This is a genomic window from Paenibacillus polysaccharolyticus, assembly GCF_023714295.1.
GTDB lineage: Bacteria > Bacillota > Bacilli > Paenibacillales > Paenibacillaceae > Paenibacillus > Paenibacillus polysaccharolyticus_A.
Window position 1 is genome coordinate 346,739 of sequence record NZ_JAMAUN010000003.1, and the last position, 18,891, is coordinate 365,629.

The following is an 18,891-nucleotide window of genomic DNA, read 5'->3' on the forward strand; positions in this document are numbered from 1 at the left end:
TGAAACCATGTGTGATTCATATGGATAAATGTGACCTTTAATCATATAATGAATCTAACGACTGAAGCTCTAATCAACGGAAAGAAGGATTTCACATGAAAGATTCCAAAACAAATCCGGCAGAAACATCCCATAACACAACAGGTTCATCCAGTTCGTCTAGCTCCAGGCCCTCACAGGAAACAGCCGTAAGCAAAAGCGGAGCACTTAGTTATTCGGTTGCCTCCAATCCCACCTATGATAACCGAGGGGCACTTCATGTCCTGTTTGCTGGTGCAAGCCAGACTCTCCCTGGACATGCACTTGGACCGAAGCTATATGATTATTATCTTTTGCATTATGTAGAAAAAGGAGCCGGTACGTTCCGTACGGAGCTGCACACCTACGATCTCGCCGCAGGTGATTGTTTTTTGATCCATCCGGGACAACTGGTAAGCTACCAGTCCCATAACCGCAAGCCGTGGCAATACCGCTGGATTGCCTTTACAGGCAGTGAAGCTGCCGGGCACGTCGAACAGGCCGGGTTTAGGCCCGAGAAATCGGTTTTTCATGCCGGTACAGCCTGTGACATATCCAACTGGTTGTCGGTCATGCAGGACGCTTTTGCCGAGCGAAAAGAAAGCGCCCATTATACATCACTCGGTACACTGTACATGATTTTAGCCGAGGCCCAGACCCATCTCACCGAGGGACAGACATTAACATCAGGAGAATCCTCCATACGGCGGACGGTAAAACAGATGATTCAATATATGTCCACTCAATACGCTTACCCCGTATCCATTGAACAAATGTCGGAGAGTCTCGGATATAATCGTGCATATCTCTCGCGTATTTTCAAGCAGGAAACCGGACTCACCCCTGTGACCTATTTGTTGAAACTGCGGATCGACAAGTCACGTCAATTGCTTCGGGAACGTCCAGACTTGTCCATTGAACAGGTATCTGCATCTGTTGGTATGCCTGATGCTCTGTATTTTTCCCGTCAATTCAAACGTTTCCACGGCGAAGCCCCCACTCTCTATCGGGAGAAACTGCTTGCGCATCCGCTTCGCTCAAAATAAAAAAAGTGCATCTTGCCTTATGGCTAAGATGCACTTTTGGGTTGTGATTTATTTGTACACGCTCCCCATATAAGGGACAGGTTCTAATCTTTGTTTTTATTCGTAGACTCCGGTTTCAAAATCGACTCAATCCGCTCCAGTTCCTCCGTGGAAAACTCCAGCTGACTAAGCGCAGCTACGTTCTCTTCAATCTGAGACGGACGGCTTGCGCCAATTAGCGCAGACGTGACTCTTCCATTGCGCAGTACCCATGCCAGTGCAAACTGGGCAAGACTCTGACCACGGGATGCCGCAATCTGATTCAGAGCACGTACCTTACGAAGTGTTTCGGGAGAGATATTATTTTCATTCAAAAATACAGAAGGACCTTTGGCACGGGAATCTTCTGGAATGCCATTCAAATATTTGTTCGTAAGCACACCTTGCTCCAATGGACAGAACGCAATACTGCCTGCTCCGTATTCGTCCAGCACATCCTGAAGTCCATCTTCAATCCAGCGATCCAGCATGGAATACCTTGGTTGATGAATCAGCAATGGCGTACCTAAGCTTTTCAAAATCTCTGCCGCCTGTCTCGTTTGCTCTGCAGGATAATTGGAGATACCAACATAAAGTGCCTTGCCGGAACGAACCAGTTGATCAAGTGCCATCATTGTTTCTTCCAGCGGTGTATCTGGATCATAACGGTGTGAATAAAATATATCCACATAGTCCAGTCCCATTCGTGTAAGACTCTGATTCAGACTGGAAATCAAGTATTTGCGGGATCCCCACTCACCGTAAGGTCCTGGCCACATATAATATCCGGCTTTGGTGGAGATAATCAGTTCATCCCGGTACGGTTTCAGATCCTGAGCCAGCACCTGACCAAACAGTTGCTCCGCTGAACCTGCAGGTGGGCCATAGTTGTTTGCCAAATCAAAATGAGTAATGCCGAGATCAAACGCGCGTGTAATCATGTTGCGTCCATTCTCTACACTGTTAATTCCGCCAAAATTATGCCACAGTCCGAGTGAAATCGCTGGCAGTTTGAGGCCCGAACGTCCCACGCGGTTATATTTCATCGTTTCATAGCGTGTTTCAGCAGCTACATAGACCATCATAAATCCCTTCTTTCCACAGGTTCGCGCATCCTGATCCAAGCCTTAGCCGGAGGATGCTGTAATTCAGTCCATTTTTATAAGGCAGAAGTTACTTCACAACCTTGGTTACCCAATAAGCTGATTCACTAACAACCTTAAGTTAACCAATAAGCTGGTCTACACCCTTCATTACCTCGCCAATCGGCTCTGTAATCAACAAGTCTGCCCGGTGATCGTAAGCGGTTGGTGTGGCATTGAGCAGAACGGTGTGTTTTCCCTGAAAATACGTAATTAATTGAGCTGCTGGATATACCGTCAACGAAGTCCCACCTACAAGCAATAAATCTGCTGAAGACAGGGCGTCGATGGCATGATACAACGTTGCCTGATCCAGTTCTTCTTCGTACAAAACTACATCTGGCTTGACCACACCTCCGCATGATGAGCAACGAGGTACAACCTCTTTCGATTGCATAATGTCATGCAGCGAATAGAACTGCTTGCAATCCATGCAAGCATTGCGATGAACCGAACCATGAAGCTCCAGCACATGACTGCTGCCTGCCTTTTGATGCAAACCATCGATGTTTTGCGTAATGACAGCGTGAAGTTTACCTTTCTGCTCCAGCCTGGCAAGTAAACGATGACAACCATTCGGTTCCGCATCGGGATGAAGCATTTTCCCCCGGTAAAAGTCATAAAAAATATCAGCGTGCTGATCAAAAAAATGTCGGCTTAACAGTTCCTCTGGAGGATAAGGGGAGTGCTGCTCCGTCTGGTACAGTCCCGCAGCCGAGCGAAAGTCGGGAATCCCGCTTTCCGTTGAAGTTCCGGCTCCTCCGAAAAAAACAATGCGTGAGCTTTCCTGAATCCAGGCAGCCAGTTGCTCTGTTGCGTTCATCCTCTCTCCTCCTTTGATTTCCTTATACATACGAACATAGCGCAGGATCTATAACACAATACCTAACTCATCATAATGACGAATGACGGCGTCCGCATCATGCAAATGCGCACTCTGGTCCGATGAAAGACAGTACCCCAAAGTATATGTTGCTCCTGCATGGCGGCCCATTTGCATATCACCGTTGCTGTCTCCAATGACTACAGCCTCATGAGGCTCAACCGCTAATTCCCGGCAAGCCAGCAGGAATGATTCACCATCGGGTTTGCCGCGCGTTACCCGGTCACAGCCTACAATCGAACTGAAAAAGGAACGGATGCCCATCCAGTCCAGATGTGTCTCAGCCGCTAATGTACTGTCGGAAGTCACCACTGCAAGCTGAATGCCTGCTTCCTTACAACGTTGTAGTAAATCCAGTAATCCAGGCATGGGTTCAGCGGATTTCCGCTCTCTTACAGACTTCATCGCTATACTTGAAAACTGGCGTATCGTTGTAATAGCTTCGTTCCATGGCGTACCCGCAGCATAGAGCTGACCTGCCAGCCAGCCGTTACATTCATCTACAGTTGCAATGGCGAGCGGCCCTTGCACATCGTAGCCGCTGAGATGACCTTCCGAATCATGAACCGTACCCAGCACATGTTCGAGTTCCACCGTAAAAGAGGCATCACGTTCTCGCATCCATGCTTGCATTTGCACGAGCATACTCTCGGCCCAAGGACCCCATAATTGAAGAAAATCCAGCAAGGTGCCATCTTTGTCAAACAGAATTGCCCTGCAGGGGATCTTCTCTCCCTGCACCTGTAGCCAAGCCACTCACCCTCACCTCCGCTGAAAAATAGACTACTTGATGGTATCTAACCAAGATAACAACGTTTTGACCGTCTGCTTCAACTGATCCTCTTCACTAATTGATGGCTCACCGTCACCCTTCTGATGACCATAGTCACCAAACTGAGCGTGGTTCCCTCCTTCAACGGTGTAATACACGGTATCTGGTGGCAAATACATGCGTCCAGCCTGATACTTGGTCATATTCACAACTCCATCATTCGTGCCGAGAATGGATAAGGCCGGAATATCCAGCTTCTGCACACTTCCTTTTTCATCCGGATAGGACGCCAGGAAAAAAATGCCGTGAAGGGCATCTGGATGTGCCACTACATATCGTGCAGCCATGGAGCCACCTAACGAGTGACCACCCATGACGAACTGCTCTTCAGGGTATGCTGCCAAAATATCATCGGCCAGATCGGGTTTGATTACAGCCAGATTTACCGGCATCTTAGCAATAATGGTATGATGACCAGCTGCAGCGAGCTCATGAGCAAGAGGAGCATAACTTTCTGGTTTAACTAATCCGCCAGGATAGAAAAGCACACTTTTTCCATTTGCTTTAGGTTTATCCGGCTTAAAATCGATCCAATTCTCCTGCTCACTGACGGTAACCCCGCCGGCTGTTTCCATCGCAGCCTGCGCCGATTCCTGTGGGCCGTAAGGCGTGAGCAACTTCCATGCAACATATCCGCAACCAATAACAATGAGCGCCAAAAGTACGAGCAGAAACTTGCCAATGCCCCTCTTCTTGCGCCCCGTATTATAACGATTTCTCAACATCATTCACCTTTCTACACTTCCGCAAATTACCGCGGCTTATGGAAGCGGGAGCCCGCTTGTCGCAGGCTCCCTTCCATCTTGAAACATTATTCAGCCTTGGCTTTGCGATAAGCTTCCATATATTGTTCCGCTTTGCGGCGGACATGACTCAAATCTCCCGTCTTCACAGCTTCCGACGTCAGATCAGATCCGATCCCGACAGCTACTGCCCCACCTTTGATCCACTCACCAAGATTGGACAAAGATACACCGCCTGTTGGCATGAAGTTCGCCTGTGGCATAGGGCCTTTCATCGTTTTGATAATGGATGGATCATACAGGTTGCCAGGGAACAGCTTGATAATATCCACGCCAAGCTCCAGTGCGCGCTGCACGTCAGCAATGGTCATGACACCCGGTAAGATCGGCACCCGGTACAAATTACACATCTGAACGGTCTCCGGGTTAAGAGATGGTCCTACGACAAACTCGGCACCCGACATAATCGCAGCTCTCGCCGTTTGCGCCTCAAGCACAGTTCCTGCGCCAATAATCGCGAATTTCTCCGGATCCTGCGTATTCCAATGATACACACGGCTTAATTTTTCGATCGCTTTGAGCGCACCCGGAACGGTCATCGTAATTTCGATAACCTTGATCCCACCCGCGATTGCCTGCTCGGCCATAGCAATGACCTGGTCAGCCGAATCTGCGCGCAGAACCGCCACCACACCATTGTCCGTCATCTTTTGCAACAGTTGAAGCTTCTTCATTTCATTCTCTCCCTTGTCCATGTGGTGGTTGTGTATACAAACTTTACATTTTTAAAGAACGAAGATGAGTCATCCTGATTTTAACTGAACTTAACGCTCGACGTGAGCAACATTATTCAGCTTGGCCTCAACCTGTGCCCATGTCGGAAGTGCTTCCCAATCCCCGACGGCCTGGATAACCATTGATCCGTTCAAATTACCAAGCCTGGTCGCCTCCTGCGGAGTATATCCTTTTAACAGACCCGCTAAAAAACCTGCACAGAATCCGTCTCCAGCACCAACAGTATCAAGAACCTGATCTGCTTTAAAGTACGGAACTTCCGTTAGGGTACCATCCGCAAGTACGTAGGTCAAATCAGGCCCACCCTTAACAATGCACACTGCATCCATGGCAGCTAAGCGTTCAAGCACCTTCTCATCGCTTTCTTCGTTATATAACAGTTTCATCTCATCCAAACCTGGTAAAAAGTAATCAGCCTGCTCAGCCAAACGTAGTAATACAGGGCGTGCCTTCTCTGCTGACCATAGCTTCAGGCGCAGATTCGGATCGAAGCTCACTTTCACCCCTGCCTGCTTGGCAATATGTATGGCGGCTTCAACCGTGGAAAGACCTGATTCGCTAATCGCTGCAGTAATACCTGTGACGTGCAAAATCTTGGCCGCGGCAATATATTCCGGATCCAGATCATCCGGTGTCATTGCACTGGCCGCGGATAACTTCCTATAATAATGCACCGAAGCTTTCCCGGAAGCGTTCTCACGAATCATCAGACCTGTAGGTTCATGATCACTTAATTTGGCCCGGGATACATCCACACCTTCGCCGCGAATAGCTTTTAGAATCATGTTTCCGATCGGATCGTTGCCAAGCCGTCCAAACCATCCGCTGGTATGTCCAAGGCGCGCTACGCCAATGGCCAGATTGCTTTCGGCACCTCCGAACGTCTTGTCCAGTGTAGCTGCATATTCAAGCCCTCTCGTATCTCTGGCCGTCAGTAACCCCATACTCTCCCCGAATGTAATAATATCAGGGCTTTGAAAGGGACTCGTTGACATATTGCCTTCCTCCTTAATATTGACTACCTCATCTTCTTCTACCATTGTCATCCCGTATGCAACCGTTGTCAATCCCGAAGCATTCTTTTTGTTGTCACATCTTTGAGAAAAGATAACGCTTACTATTGTGAATTAAATCACAATAACTAGAGTGAATCCATATTAACCTTAGTACAGATGTATATAACGAATGCAGATAAACTTTTAATGAAGTTTTCGAGGGGGCTACATCATGAGAAAACAGATACTGATTCAACATGATCAGGAATCTTTCTTTTACAATCTTCGCTTTATGTTAATTGTGTGCGTACTTGCGGGAAATGCACTGGAGCCACTCATTACCCGCTTTGCCGGAGCGGAGGCATTGTTTCTGTGGATTTATACGTTTCATATGCCACTGTTCGTTTGGGTGACCGGATATTTTGCCAAACCTTCTATCCAGGGTGCCTCGGGGCGCAACGTGCTGAAACAGATTGCACTACAATATCTTCTGTTCCAAACGTTATATGCATTGATGGATGCGACCGTGTTTCATACACCACATATGCGCTTATCCTTCTTTGCACCGTACCTGTTGCTATGGTTCCTTGCCAGCCATTTCTGCTGGAGGTTACTTGTCCGTCTCACCATCTCTTGGAAACCTGTATATCGGTTGATTGCTTCAATCGCACTGGGAGTCATTGCCGGTTACTTGCCTGTCGACGGTTTTTGGCTCAGTTGCAGCCGCACCTTTGTATTTCTTCCATTCTTCGTAATTGGATATGACTATGGTGCAGCCATCCGTGCGCGCCTGCTTCCAGGCTGGGGCCGTAGAGTAGCCGGAATCCTATCTGTTGCTCTGCTGGTCTATATTGCATATGGCGGTTTAAACATTCCGCAAGGATGGCTGTTTGGAAGCAAAACTTATGCAGAACTGGGGCATCAGGAGTGGTATGCCGGGATTTTTAGGCTTGGCGTGTATCTGCTGGAGATCATCTCCGCTACGCTTTTCCTTGCCTGGGTTCCGAACTTGACCTCCAAACTGACGGACCTGGGTCGTCGTACTTTGTACGTCTTCCTTTTACACGGATTTCTTGTACGGCTTGCGATCTGGTCAGGAATCTACAGTTATATGGGTAGCGCACTCTTCATCCCAATTATCCTTGGTATTGCTGTGCTCTTCTCGGTTACTCTGGCTCACCCGCTTGTACGGCATACCTTTAAAGTACTCATTGAGCCGGACATCTCCCGGATTTCAATTCATCGACATGGTGTTTTCAAACGTTCTGCTTGAGATTTAACTCACTCCTATTATCCAACCGTTTCCATTTAAATTGTTTCAGGCTGGAAAAACTGTGGTAATTCAGCATACACGATGCAAAAAACAACTTATCATGGTAAGGAGTGATTTGTAATGGCACAAGGGCAGACATCTGAACGCAAGATGAGCAGAGAAGAAGCCGGACGGTTAGGCGGGAAAGCTACTTCAAGAAACCATGACCGGAGCTTCTACCAGACGATTGGTAAAAAAGGTGGCGAAGCGACTTCCGACGCTCATGATGCAGATTTCTACAAGGAAATCGGACGTAAGGGCGGCGAAGCGACTTCCGAAAACCATAGCAAGGAATTTTATCGCGAAATCGGTCGCAAAGGCGGAAGTAGTTAAACTGAGCTTATAAAACACGTATGCCATTCAAAGCGAACCTCGCTTTAAACTTAATTCAGAAGCCAAACTCCATGTTAATGGAATGTGGCTTCTTTTCTATATGTCTATTGATTGTAGAAATATGACGATGGTTGTGATAGACTCTATAGAAAAACCGGGTGTTCACGGGTTTAAAGCAGCAAAGAAATTCACAAACTACGGGGAGCCAGACACCAGCCCACGGGGTATTTTTTTTGCAGAGTACGGATGAAATTAAACGACAGATGAACTGCCATTTATTTTTCCATTCATGTTGCTCAATATTATAGTTTTGGGGGGAATACACCATGTCAGCCAATAAAATGCGTTCCGATATGATCAAAAAAGGGTTTGACCGCGCACCACACCGGAGTTTGCTCCGTGCAGCGGGCGTAAAAGAAGAGGATTTCGGCAAGCCGTTTATCGCGGTATGTAACTCGTACATCGATATCGTACCTGGTCATGTTCACTTGCAAGAGTTTGGTAAAATTGTTAAAGATGCCATTCGCGAAGCCGGCGGCGTTCCGTTCGAATTCAACACCATCGGCGTTGATGACGGGATTGCAATGGGACACATCGGTATGCGTTACTCCTTGCCAAGCCGTGACATTATTGCGGATTCCGTGGAAACGGTTGTATCTGCTCACTGGTTCGACGGCATGGTTTGTATCCCGAACTGTGACAAAATTACACCTGGTATGATGATGGGCGCACTCCGTTGCAATATCCCTACCGTATTCGTAAGCGGTGGACCGATGAAAGCCGGCCGTGACAGCAACGGTAAAGCTCTTTCCCTCACTTCCGTATTCGAAGGCGTAGGTGCTTTCCAGGCGGGTAAAATCGACGACAAGAGCTTGCTTGAGCTTGAGCAGTTCGGTTGTCCAACTTGCGGATCATGCTCCGGTATGTTCACCGCGAACTCCATGAACTGTCTTGCAGAAGCGATGGGACTGGCTATGCCGGGTAACGGAACCATTCTGGCTGTTGCTCCAGAACGTCGTGAATTTGTCAAACAATCGGCGAAACAGTTGATGGAACTGATCAAACTGGATCTGAAACCACGCGATATCGTAACTGTAGAAGCCATCGACAATGCGTTTGCTCTCGACATGGCGATGGGCGGCTCTACGAATACGGTACTGCATACACTGGCTCTGGCTCACGAAGCTGGCATTGAATACCCGATCGAGCGTATCAACGAAGTTGCTAACCGTGTTCCGCATCTGGCGAAACTGGCACCAGCTTCTGACCTGCACATCGAAGATGTTCACAATGCAGGTGGCGTAAGCGCGGTTCTGAATGAATTGCTCAAGAAACCAGGCGCAATTCATGCAGATTGTATCACGGTTACAGGTAAAACCATCCGTGAAAATGTGGAAGGCCAAGAAATCAAAGATACAAACGTAATCCACAAACTTGACAACCCCCACTCCGAAAAAGGCGGACTGGCTGTATTGTTCGGTAACCTCGCACCAGAAGGTGCAATCATTAAAGTAGGCGCTGTAGATGCTTCGGTTGGCGGATACCACAAAGGTCCTGCCATCTGTTTCGACTCCCAGGAAGAAGCACTTGAGGGCATCGCTAACGGGAAAGTTAAAGAAGGACATGTCGTAGTTATTCGTTATGAAGGACCAAAAGGCGGACCAGGTATGCCTGAAATGCTTGCGCCAACTTCCCAGATCGTAGGTATGGGACTTGGTGCCAAAGTCGGTCTGATCACGGATGGACGTTTCTCCGGCGCATCCCGCGGAATCAGTATCGGCCATATCTCTCCAGAAGCAGCAGAAGGCGGCCCGATTGCCTTTGTTGAAGAAGGAGATATCATCGAACTCGACCTCAACAACCGTACGATTGAGTTGCAAATTAGCGATGAGGAATTCGAAGCTCGTCGTGCGAACTGGAAAGGTTTTGAACCAAAAGTCAAAACCGGCCTGCTGGCTCGCTACTCCAAACTTGTAACCAATGCAAGCAACGGTGGCGTACTGAAAATCTAGTTTGGATGAAGAAGCCATAAGTACTGAACCAAAGATATAAAATTGAAAAAAGATGGGCTATGCCACGCTGGCAGAGTCCATCTTTTTTCATTTGAAATGTGTATGGGAAATCTTTTCAGAAAAATTGCAATATAAAAATGATAATTAAATTTGTGTATAAGTCCGTTACACCCTCATCAGAAAATTCAGTTCTCATCAATGAATTTAGTTCTGTTCCGTTAAAACTTCATTTTCTATAACAAAAGACTCCTCTTCAGCTTGTTCAGCTAAACCTGAAGCAATCGTATGGTGTTGCTGCCCATAACGTTTCAACAGCTCCTCAACAGGCATCACAATCATTTTAGGCACCAATTGATCTGCACGCTGTTTTAAGCGTTTTTGGCCTGCCGGATGAATAACGCTGAGCAACAGCCTCAGATATAACTTGGAAGCCAGGCTGAACGGGCCTGGTGCCAGCTCATGTACAGCGAACCCAAATTTTTCAGGACCACGGTTAATCATGCTAACGCCATAGAGCGCCTTTGCTGAACGTAATTTGGGATCGGCAGCAACAACCTGTGCCAGGTCCGGTAGTTGTTGTTCCATCGTACGAATCATACGAATAGCCAAATGCATCGTTGAACGGGACGTAACACCAAGTTCGAACAATTTTTGATTGTCGAAATGTAACTCTATAATGGGATCTCCGTTCTGCATCACATAACCATGTTCCATCTCAACTCGTGCACCGTGGTATACACGTGAACGAAAATGAAGCATCGGATCTTTAGGTGAAGCGGCTCGCAGATGATATACCCAGTGAAACAGCTTTTCCCAGCCTAACCACATAGCAACCACGGCACGTTTCCACAGCTTCAGCTTCAATCGGGGTTCCACTTCTTGCCTGAAAACCACTGCCGACGATTCGTTTATTGCGCTACCATTCATCAACGTGTCCACGCGTACACTTTCCAAGCCACGTCGCTCGGCTTCCTGCAGCAATGCCTCCAGCGCCTCAAGCATCTGCTCTGGTGCGTGTGCATCTGCTCCTAAGGTGGTGCCGCGATCATGGAGCAGCATCACCTCTCCGCCGTTTAATTTGTTCAGCATACGTTTTTTTAATTGCTCGGCACCTACGCTGCATTTCCAGTCCTCAAACATGGCGGACCACAGAATGATCTTGCGATCTTTTTTACTGAAAAAATCAAACAGGTTCATAATGCCCCATGGCGGACGGTAATAACAGGTCTTTTCACCCGTGATTTCTTGAATGATCTGACCTGTTCGATCGATCTGATCCCGAACCGTTCGTGGACGCATCAACCAGTTTGTTTTGTGGATATAATTATGAATTCCGATTAAATGCCCTTCCTCATGCATACGTCTGACTAACTCCGGATGACTTGCTGCATGCTCCCCCACGACAAAAAAAGTTGCTTTCACATTGTACTTACGTAACAGTTCAAGCAAACGGGGCGTATACAAAGGGTCAGGCCCATCATCAAATGTCAGGGCATAGTATGTTTCACTTTTCCCCCTTCTGAACACACGAAATCCGAACAGTCTGCTGATCAAACTTGGAATAAAAGCATAAAAAGAGGACAGATACAATAACCACAGTAAAATACTCTGAAGCATCGTTGTCATGATGTCGATTCCCCACTTCTCCTGCTAATTTACGGCCATACGGCACTTTCTAAAATAAACCGCCTTTAATTTTATCATAGTTAGTTCTTTTCTTAAATGCTATTTCCTCAAATCCCCGCTTTCATGTACAATAAATACAATCTAATTTCTGCCTGTAAAGGAGTCTATGCCCATGTTGCCGCTTTATAAAAAGTACGGGCGCACCGTGTTTGATATCGCTCTGCTCGTGTTAACCGTGTATGTGATCATGTTTGCTTTTAGTAAATTGTATCATATCGCTGCACCCGTTTTTCTTTCGTTTATTGTCTTTTGGATGATTGAGCCCTTAGCCAAATTCCTTCATCGGAAAGGATTGCCCAAAACAGCCGGAACTGCCATATCAGTGTTATTGTTTCTCGGGCTCATTGTAGCTGCCTTTTTCGGTCTAGGCTTTTTTATCATTTCACAAATTTCCGATCTTCAGCTCAATTTCCCGGTGTATGTTGAGATGATCCAGCGTGAATTCACGAACCTGGTCTTGCTCATCCAGGATAAGTCCAATGCCCTTCCAGACGGTATACTGGACAAAGTTAATGAATATTTCGCCACACTGTCGGGCATTCTTTCCCGTTGGGTCACTAGTGGAGCACAGTTCATCATCGGCTTTCTTAGCTCATTCTCCACATTTATTACCAACTTCGGAATCGCAATCATTCTGGCATTTTTTCTCAGTATCGAGATTGAATCCTGGCGCAAGTTTGCTCGTACCAAAACGCCCAAAACATTAAAAACAGCGAATGAATTTATGCGCACACACGTGTTCAAAACGATCCGTTCCTATATGAAGGCACAATTGATCATGATGCTTATTACTTTTGTATTGATATATGCGGGGTTGTTGATTCTGGGAACCTCCAACGCCTTTACAATCGCAGCAGTCTGTGCCATCTTTGATCTGGTGCCACTGCTTGGTGTTCCAGTGATATTTATTCCGTGGATTGTTTATTTGTTTATCGTGGGCAATACTACGCTTGCCATCGGCTTGATTGTCGTTTTGGCTGTGACCATGCTGACGAGACAACTGTTGGAACCGAAAATTTCAGGGAATTCCATCGGTGTTTCCTCTGCTTATTTGATGCTTTCGTTTATGTTAATTTCCCTGTCGGTCTTCGGACTCGCAGGTGTCGTGTTATCTCCTGTGCTTCTGATCTTATTAAAAGAATTACTACAGCAAGGTTATCTGCAAAAATGGATTCATCTGCCCACTGACGAATTCGAATCGTCACCATTAGTAGTTGATTCTCCTGCTCCCGATGTTTCAGAGAGAACAGAACATGAGTAGATGACATGCTCGTGATCTTTTCCTGTGAAGCAATCACGAGCACTCCGCCAGATAGTCCATAACTTTGCGAAACAGAGCTGTAGCCTGATGTGAGGCTTCTGGAGAGACATTCTGTACCAACACAGCAACCGCGTATCTCGGCTTCTCTACGGGCCCATATCCTATAAACCATTGATTGTTTTTGGCTTTCCCATTTTGTTGTACCTGAGCTGTCCCTGACTTCCCTGCGACGTGCCATCTCGCGTGTTGCAGGGATTTTCCTGTTCCCTCCCGTACTACGGTTTTCATCCACCTTAACAGCAGATGGGCTGTGGTCGGAGAAACCTGTCCTTCTGCTGAAGGAGATGCATGTAAAGGCATGTCCAGCATCGTACCTCCATCCGCGTAACGGATTCGTTGCACAAGCCGGGGGGCATTTACCTTTCCATCATGCAACAATGTCACGATCAGGTTTGCTGCTTGTAGCGGAGTCACCAGAACATCCCGCTGTCCAATGGCTGTCTGAATTTTGGCTCCTTCGTCTGCAGACTTCACGGCTTCTGTCCGAATACGCCCCGGTTCTTCATGATCAAAATGTTTTAATACCGGCATCCCCGCGATATGTTGTGCCTGCCAGCCGACAGAACGTGTAAGCCCCAGGCGATCAGCGGTTTGTTCCAATTGCTCCATGTGCAGTCTACGTGCAGTCTCAGCGAACACAATGTTACATGACTCCGCGAATCCCTTTTCCAAATTCAATTCACCATGTCCATGCTCTTTCCAGCAGGATAGTCCATATTTTCCATAAGCTCCTTCGCAGTGGAACTTCTCATCACGGGAAACAATCTGATTTTCCAAGGCTGTTGCAGCCGTTACGATTTTGAATATAGATCCGGGTACAGCCGCTTGAATTGCACGATTCCCCCAGGAGGATTGCTGCGGATCGACATGCTGCGGTTGATAAAAAGGAACGGATACCATTGCTCGTACATCCGCATTTGTAGTATCAAGAACCACGATGGCTCCTTCCTTGAGCCCGGATGCTTCTGTTAATTCTTCGATGCCTTGCTGTATACGTGCATCAATCGTGGTTTCCACCACTAATGGATAGTGCGAATTCGTAGGAGCAATTACGCGCGGCTCCATCTCTGGAATGACCTGCCCATTTCCTGATACCATACGTGTTATTAATGTTGGTCCTATACCTCTCAGCAACGGCTCCAGCGTTCTTTCCAGCCCAGCTGCTCCCGATTTCATGGCAAAAGGTTGTTTTACTTCATCTTGGTGTCTAGGCTGTCTCCCATAATTCTCGGGATGTTCGCTCAAATAACCTAACCACTGGCTTCCACTCTCCTTCGGGAAATACCTCGTCATGACAGGATACACATCAGCTCCTCGAAGGCGTATGTTCCGTACATTTACAATTTGAGCATCCGTTAACAACACAGGCTCTGGACCGCCTCCAGTCCAAAGATGTGGCGTGTTCACCTTATGCCATTCCCTTTTTAACCGGTTCACATCTGTATGAAGGAGGGAGGCTAATTGTTTGAGCTTGAGATCATGTTCATTACTTTTCCCGCTAGTTGGGTAAAGCACAAGCCCCCATTGCAGCTTCCCTGTTAATGGACGCCCGTGGACATCCGTAAACTGCCCGCGGCCGGAATCCAGCATCACACCCTGTTCACGTTGCAGCACCGACATCTCCCGCACGGTCCGCTGAAACCCGGGCATGGTTCGGTTCACTTGAACCATTTGAATCCAGCCAAGTCTCAGTATCAATACCGCGAAGAGAAGAGTAAGTCCGGCGCTCATTATGGCTATACGATGTTTCCACACCAGTTGCAACTGCACACCTGTTCCACCCTCATCTTTTTCGTGTATTATGCGCTGTCCTGTCTGGAATTATCCGGTAAACCTAAAAAAACCTACCCCGATGAAGAGGCAGGTTTGTTTGTAATTTTCAGCTTTTTGCCTGCTGGTTACACGGTAAAACGTGAGAGGGTTTCTTTCAGTTCAGTCGATACATTCTCCAGCTTGCCAGAGAGGCTCACGAGTTGATTACTGATGTTTTGCTGTTCACTACTCAAGGAAGCTACTTCCTCTGAAGTTGCCGACGACTCTTCAGCAACAGCGCTGACATTACTCATCGCTTCAGATAACGTTGCTTGAGATTTGCTCAACTCTCCAATGGAGCCTGTAACCATACCCAGACGTTCCACGAAAGCAGCCATCTGGTCCTGTACAGAAGCAAAGATCACATTTGTATCTTTTACAGCATCCATCTGTTCCTTAAACAAAGGATATGCATCGGACAGAGCTTTTACCGTTTCGTTCATCTCTGACATGATTTTGTCGGTAATTTCCCCGACCATATCAATGGACTGTCTAGACTGCGCAGCGAGTTGACGCACTTCATCCGCTACGACCATAAAGCCACGGCCAGCTGCACCAGCACGCGCTGCTTCAATCGTTGCATTCAGAGACAAAATGTTGGTTTGCTTCGTAATATTTTGCATAACATCGAGCACCTTTAATACAGAGGATGTGCTCTCTTTTAACGAATCAACTTTGTTAACCAACGCTCCAATCATTTCTTCGGTCTTCTGCGTTTTGGTCATCAACTGATTCAGATGCTGTGTTCCCGTTTGACTGGATTTCTCCACATGACGGGCAGAACTGCCCATCTCTTCATTAGCTGCAATCACACTTTCCATCTGACGAGAGATATTATCCGTCAACTCATTGCCTCGTTCCGCTTCCGTTGCCAGACTGCCTGCACCACCAGCAATTTCTTCAGTTGCTACAGCGATCTCAGAAGCAGATACGGCGGTTTTCTTCGAAGCATTGCTCAGTTCTGTAGCTGTGTCCAATACTTCCTGTGCAGAACGATTGGTCTGCTCGACCAGCTTCGTGATTTGTTCCATCATCGTATTAAATGCAGCGGATAGTTGCCCGATCTCATCTTGAGAACTATACGGAGTGCGTACTTTCAGATTTCCTTTTGCACCCTCTTGCATCAAATCTTTCAATCCGCTGAGCGGACGAGCAATCATACGAACCATCCAGACACCGATTACCACAGCCAGAGCTGCAAATGCAAGTGCCATCCACAAGGTCATTGTCAAGATGCCTTTGGCATCCTTAACCAGCATCGAAGTGGGAACCATACCGACCATCTTCCACGCTGATGAATCCAGCGTACTGTATACAGCCAGCATATTCGTCGACTTGCCATCGATATCATATTCCGTATTTGTACTTCCTGCAGGCTCTTTCAAATCTTTTACGAAGCCAAGTTCCGTTTCTTTTCCCGCACGCCCCGCGACGGATGAAGCAACGACTTTGTTATCCGGAGCAATCAATTGAATGACCGAGCCTGCTCCCAGATCCAGTGATTTAAGTTGCTCTTCCAGCACCTCCAGCTTCAACTCAATAATCAGTACGTAAGACTGTGTTGTACCTTGCAAGTTCTTCATTGAACGTGCAATTTGGAAAGTCTGAGTCGTACCATCATTCTTTTCTTTTGTTGGGAGCCAGCGGTAACCTCCCTGTGCTATGAGGTCTTTATACCATGATTCCTGACGCACACTACCCATCGTTGAACTGCTGTTGCCTGTTCCCATAACGGATTTAGATTCATCTGTTGGCACCAAATAAATCGCTTCCATGGATTTGTTTGTAAAAGCTACATTGGATAACTGTTTATTAATTGAACTCGAATTGACGAACGTATCATATGCCGTCAGATTCGGATCAGACATTTTTTGAAGCAATGACTGCATCTCTGGATCAAAAAAGATCTGTGTAGACGTATCCACAAAGCGCTCCAAAATGATATCAAGCTTCTGCTTGGTTTGATCAATCGTTTCCTGATTGGCTCTGGATGCATTAGCCTCGATCGTATTTTTAGCCTTGGAATAGGATAATAGACCCAAACTAATAACGACAATCATAATGGCTGCGAAAAAGATTAAGAAAAGTTTAACTCCTACAGATTTGACTGGATTCACCTTTCTAATCTGTTTGTAGGAATTGCCTCCAAGTCCTTTCCAATCACGATTCTTCAGTTGCTTCTTCAACCAATCCATTTTGATCCAATCAAACCGGATCTTACTGCGATCAAATTTGAAAGGCTTTTTATGTATCCCTTCTTTTTTGATTTTGACCGGCTTAACTTTCTTCACGTTCTGTGTCTTATCAGGCTTAGCCTGCTCGGGTTGTGTAATGTGTTCCCCACTGTCTTTATCCTTCTTTTGTACCAATCCCAATCACCTGCCAGTAATTTTCTTGTTAGATTTTTCAATCTCTCCCCTATAAATATGTAGTATTCGACAGCTTTCCTGCTTTCCCTCCATTTCCTCAGAAATATATTACAACTTTTTTCCTATTTTTCTATAAAAAAAAGACCCCCATATACCGATATACGGAGGTCCAATTCTGCACTTTATAACACAAATTTGTGATTCATTAACATTATTTTGTAGCAAACTAGGAATATAAGCCTACTTCTTTTTCCGCATCATATCAAAATAAGAAACTGGCTGATCTACTTTCATTTTCACCAGTTGCAACGGATGTCTGGCAGCATCCAGAACATTGCCTTGTTCATCCTGAATTTCTCCTACCACTTGTTTGAAAAAAGTACCGTTGGGACCGAAGAACTCGATTTCATTTCCCGGCTTAAAGTGATTCCGCTGCTGAATAGTCGCCATGCCCGTTTCTTCATCATAGCCCATAACCAGACCAGCAAAGTCGTAAGGTACTGCTTTCTCTTCCGGCTCATAGATATGATCTTCATGATCAGGGGTGTCATAGAAGAAACCGGTATTCAGCGGACGATTCGCCGCTTTATTCATTTCTTCCACCCACTCCGGTTTCAACACATAATTTTCAGGATCAGCCATGTAAGCGTCAATCGCCTGACGGTATACGTTGACGACCGTAGCTACATAGTGAATGGATTTCATCCGTCCTTCGATTTTGAAGCTGTCCACACCCACATCAATTAATTCCGGGATATGACCGATCATGCACAAATCCTTCGAGCCCATGGAGAAGGAATTATCCTGTTCCTGGAACAGAGGCAACTGATTATCTCCCAGTTTAAACGGAGCAGGAGCCTGCATCTGCATCTCCTCTTCGCTTACCCAGACCGCATCTTCTCTCGCATCCTCGAACAGATCATACTTCCAGCGGCAAGACTGACAGCATCCTCCACGGTTGGAGTCACGGTCTGTAAAGTGATTGGACAATACACAACGGCCCGAATAGGAAGAACACATCGCTCCGTGAATGAAAGCCTCGATCTCGATATCCACATTCGCCTTGATCTCTTCAATCTCTTCAAAGCTTGTCTCACGGCCAAGCACAACCCGTGGCAGTCCTTCGTCCTTCCAGAACTTCACCGCTTGCCAGTTCAATGTGGACTGTTGTGTGCTAAGATGCACTTCCAGACCCGGTACTGCACGCAAAGCTACTTCAATGATGGCCGGATCGGCAACGATAACTGCGGAGATACCTGCATCATACAGGTTCTGCAAGTATGCTTCAATGCCTGCCACATCTTCGTTATGGGCATAGATATTCGTTGCTACGAATACTTTAGCTCCATACTTTTTCGCAAATTCTACTCCTTCACGCATTTCTTCAAAACTGAAGTTATCTGCGTTGGATCGAAGTCCATAAGCCTGTCCACCGATATATACGGCGTCAGCCCCATAGTGAATCGCAAATTTTAATTTTTCCAGATTTCCCGCCGGAGCCAAGAGCTCCGGTTTATCCAGACGGTTACGTTTACCGGAAAACTTCCGTTTGACCGCCACTGTTTCCATCTTGT

Annotated in this window: 14 protein-coding genes and 2 pseudogenes; 5 read left to right on the forward strand and 11 right to left on the reverse strand. The window is 46.7% G+C overall.

Annotation, left to right across the window (positions count from 1 at the left end):
- The first annotated feature begins 95 nt into the window (after positions 1–95).
- Positions 96–1,064, forward strand: coding sequence for an AraC family transcriptional regulator (locus M3629_RS12285; RefSeq protein ID WP_251506476.1), 969 nt, complete (start codon positions 96–98; stop codon positions 1,062–1,064).
- 83 nt (positions 1,065–1,147) lie between these two features.
- On the opposite strand, the gene mgrA is transcribed toward M3629_RS12285, so the two are convergent.
- From mgrA to M3629_RS12315, 6 genes are all read right to left on the reverse strand, one after another.
- On the reverse strand, positions 1,148–2,164 hold the full coding sequence (gene mgrA / locus M3629_RS12290; RefSeq protein WP_251506615.1) for an L-glyceraldehyde 3-phosphate reductase: 1,017 nt from the start codon (positions 2,162–2,164) through the stop codon (positions 1,148–1,150).
- A 142-nt stretch (positions 2,165–2,306) separates the two neighbouring features.
- A complete protein-coding gene (locus tag M3629_RS12295) occupies positions 2,307–3,047 on the reverse strand; it encodes an NAD-dependent protein deacylase (RefSeq protein WP_154887550.1) in 741 nt (246 codons plus the stop codon).
- 48 nt (positions 3,048–3,095) lie between these two features.
- A complete protein-coding gene (locus M3629_RS12300) occupies positions 3,096–3,863 on the reverse strand; it encodes an HAD family hydrolase (protein WP_251506478.1) in 768 nt (255 codons plus the stop codon).
- Positions 3,864–3,890: 27 nt separating this feature from the next.
- Positions 3,891–4,667, reverse strand: coding sequence for an alpha/beta hydrolase (locus tag M3629_RS12305; protein ID WP_221787340.1), 777 nt, complete (start codon positions 4,665–4,667; stop codon positions 3,891–3,893).
- A gap of 83 nt (positions 4,668–4,750) precedes the next feature.
- Positions 4,751–5,416: a bifunctional 2-keto-4-hydroxyglutarate aldolase/2-keto-3-deoxy-6-phosphogluconate aldolase gene (locus M3629_RS12310; protein ID WP_090915508.1), complete on the reverse strand. Its 666-nt coding sequence runs from the start codon at positions 5,414–5,416 to the stop codon at positions 4,751–4,753.
- Between the two features lie 90 nt (positions 5,417–5,506).
- Positions 5,507–6,472, reverse strand: a complete 966-nt coding sequence (locus M3629_RS12315; protein WP_251506480.1) for a sugar kinase — start codon at positions 6,470–6,472, stop codon at positions 5,507–5,509.
- A gap of 232 nt (positions 6,473–6,704) precedes the next feature.
- Here M3629_RS12315 and M3629_RS12320 point away from each other — a divergent pair, with 232 nt between their 5' ends.
- From M3629_RS12320 to ilvD, 3 genes and pseudogenes are all read left to right on the forward strand, one after another.
- Positions 6,705–7,745 carry an acyltransferase family protein gene (locus M3629_RS12320; protein WP_251506483.1) on the forward strand — a complete coding sequence of 347 codons (1,041 nt, stop codon included), beginning with the start codon at positions 6,705–6,707 and terminating at the stop codon, positions 7,743–7,745.
- Positions 7,746–7,865: 120 nt separating this feature from the next.
- Positions 7,866–8,114 (forward strand): annotated as a pseudogene (locus M3629_RS12325) (KGG domain-containing protein); the annotation flags it as partial.
- Positions 8,115–8,443: 329 nt separating this feature from the next.
- Complete coding sequence (gene ilvD, locus M3629_RS12330) at positions 8,444–10,129, forward strand: dihydroxy-acid dehydratase (RefSeq protein WP_145332657.1); 1,686 nt, start codon at positions 8,444–8,446, stop codon at positions 10,127–10,129.
- A 204-nt stretch (positions 10,130–10,333) separates the two neighbouring features.
- Here the strand turns inward: ilvD and M3629_RS28825 are convergent, their stop codons facing one another.
- Together M3629_RS28825 and M3629_RS28830 are read right to left on the reverse strand one after the other, a co-directional pair.
- Positions 10,334–11,218: a YkoP family protein gene (locus tag M3629_RS28825; RefSeq protein ID WP_435368215.1), complete on the reverse strand. Its 885-nt coding sequence runs from the start codon at positions 11,216–11,218 to the stop codon at positions 10,334–10,336.
- Between the two features lie 114 nt (positions 11,219–11,332).
- A pseudogene (locus M3629_RS28830) lies at positions 11,333–11,755 on the reverse strand (polysaccharide deacetylase family protein); the annotation flags it as partial.
- Positions 11,756–11,927: 172 nt separating this feature from the next.
- Between M3629_RS28830 and M3629_RS12340 the strand changes: the two are divergent.
- A complete protein-coding gene (locus M3629_RS12340; protein ID WP_251506488.1) occupies positions 11,928–13,076 on the forward strand; it encodes an AI-2E family transporter in 1,149 nt (382 codons plus the stop codon).
- Positions 13,077–13,109: 33 nt separating this feature from the next.
- Here the strand turns inward: M3629_RS12340 and M3629_RS12345 are convergent, their stop codons facing one another.
- The 3 genes from M3629_RS12345 to M3629_RS12355 all read right to left on the reverse strand — a co-directional run bounded on the left by M3629_RS12345 (position 13,110) and on the right by M3629_RS12355 (position 18,886).
- Positions 13,110–14,906, reverse strand: coding sequence for a peptidoglycan D,D-transpeptidase FtsI family protein (locus tag M3629_RS12345; protein WP_353056743.1), 1,797 nt, complete (start codon positions 14,904–14,906; stop codon positions 13,110–13,112).
- A gap of 128 nt (positions 14,907–15,034) precedes the next feature.
- Positions 15,035–17,317, reverse strand: coding sequence for a methyl-accepting chemotaxis protein (locus tag M3629_RS12350; RefSeq protein ID WP_251506491.1), 2,283 nt, complete (start codon positions 17,315–17,317; stop codon positions 15,035–15,037).
- 240 nt (positions 17,318–17,557) lie between these two features.
- Positions 17,558–18,886, reverse strand: a complete 1,329-nt coding sequence (locus tag M3629_RS12355; protein WP_154983385.1) for a peptidase U32 family protein — start codon at positions 18,884–18,886, stop codon at positions 17,558–17,560.
- Positions 18,887–18,891 lie beyond the last annotated feature (5 nt).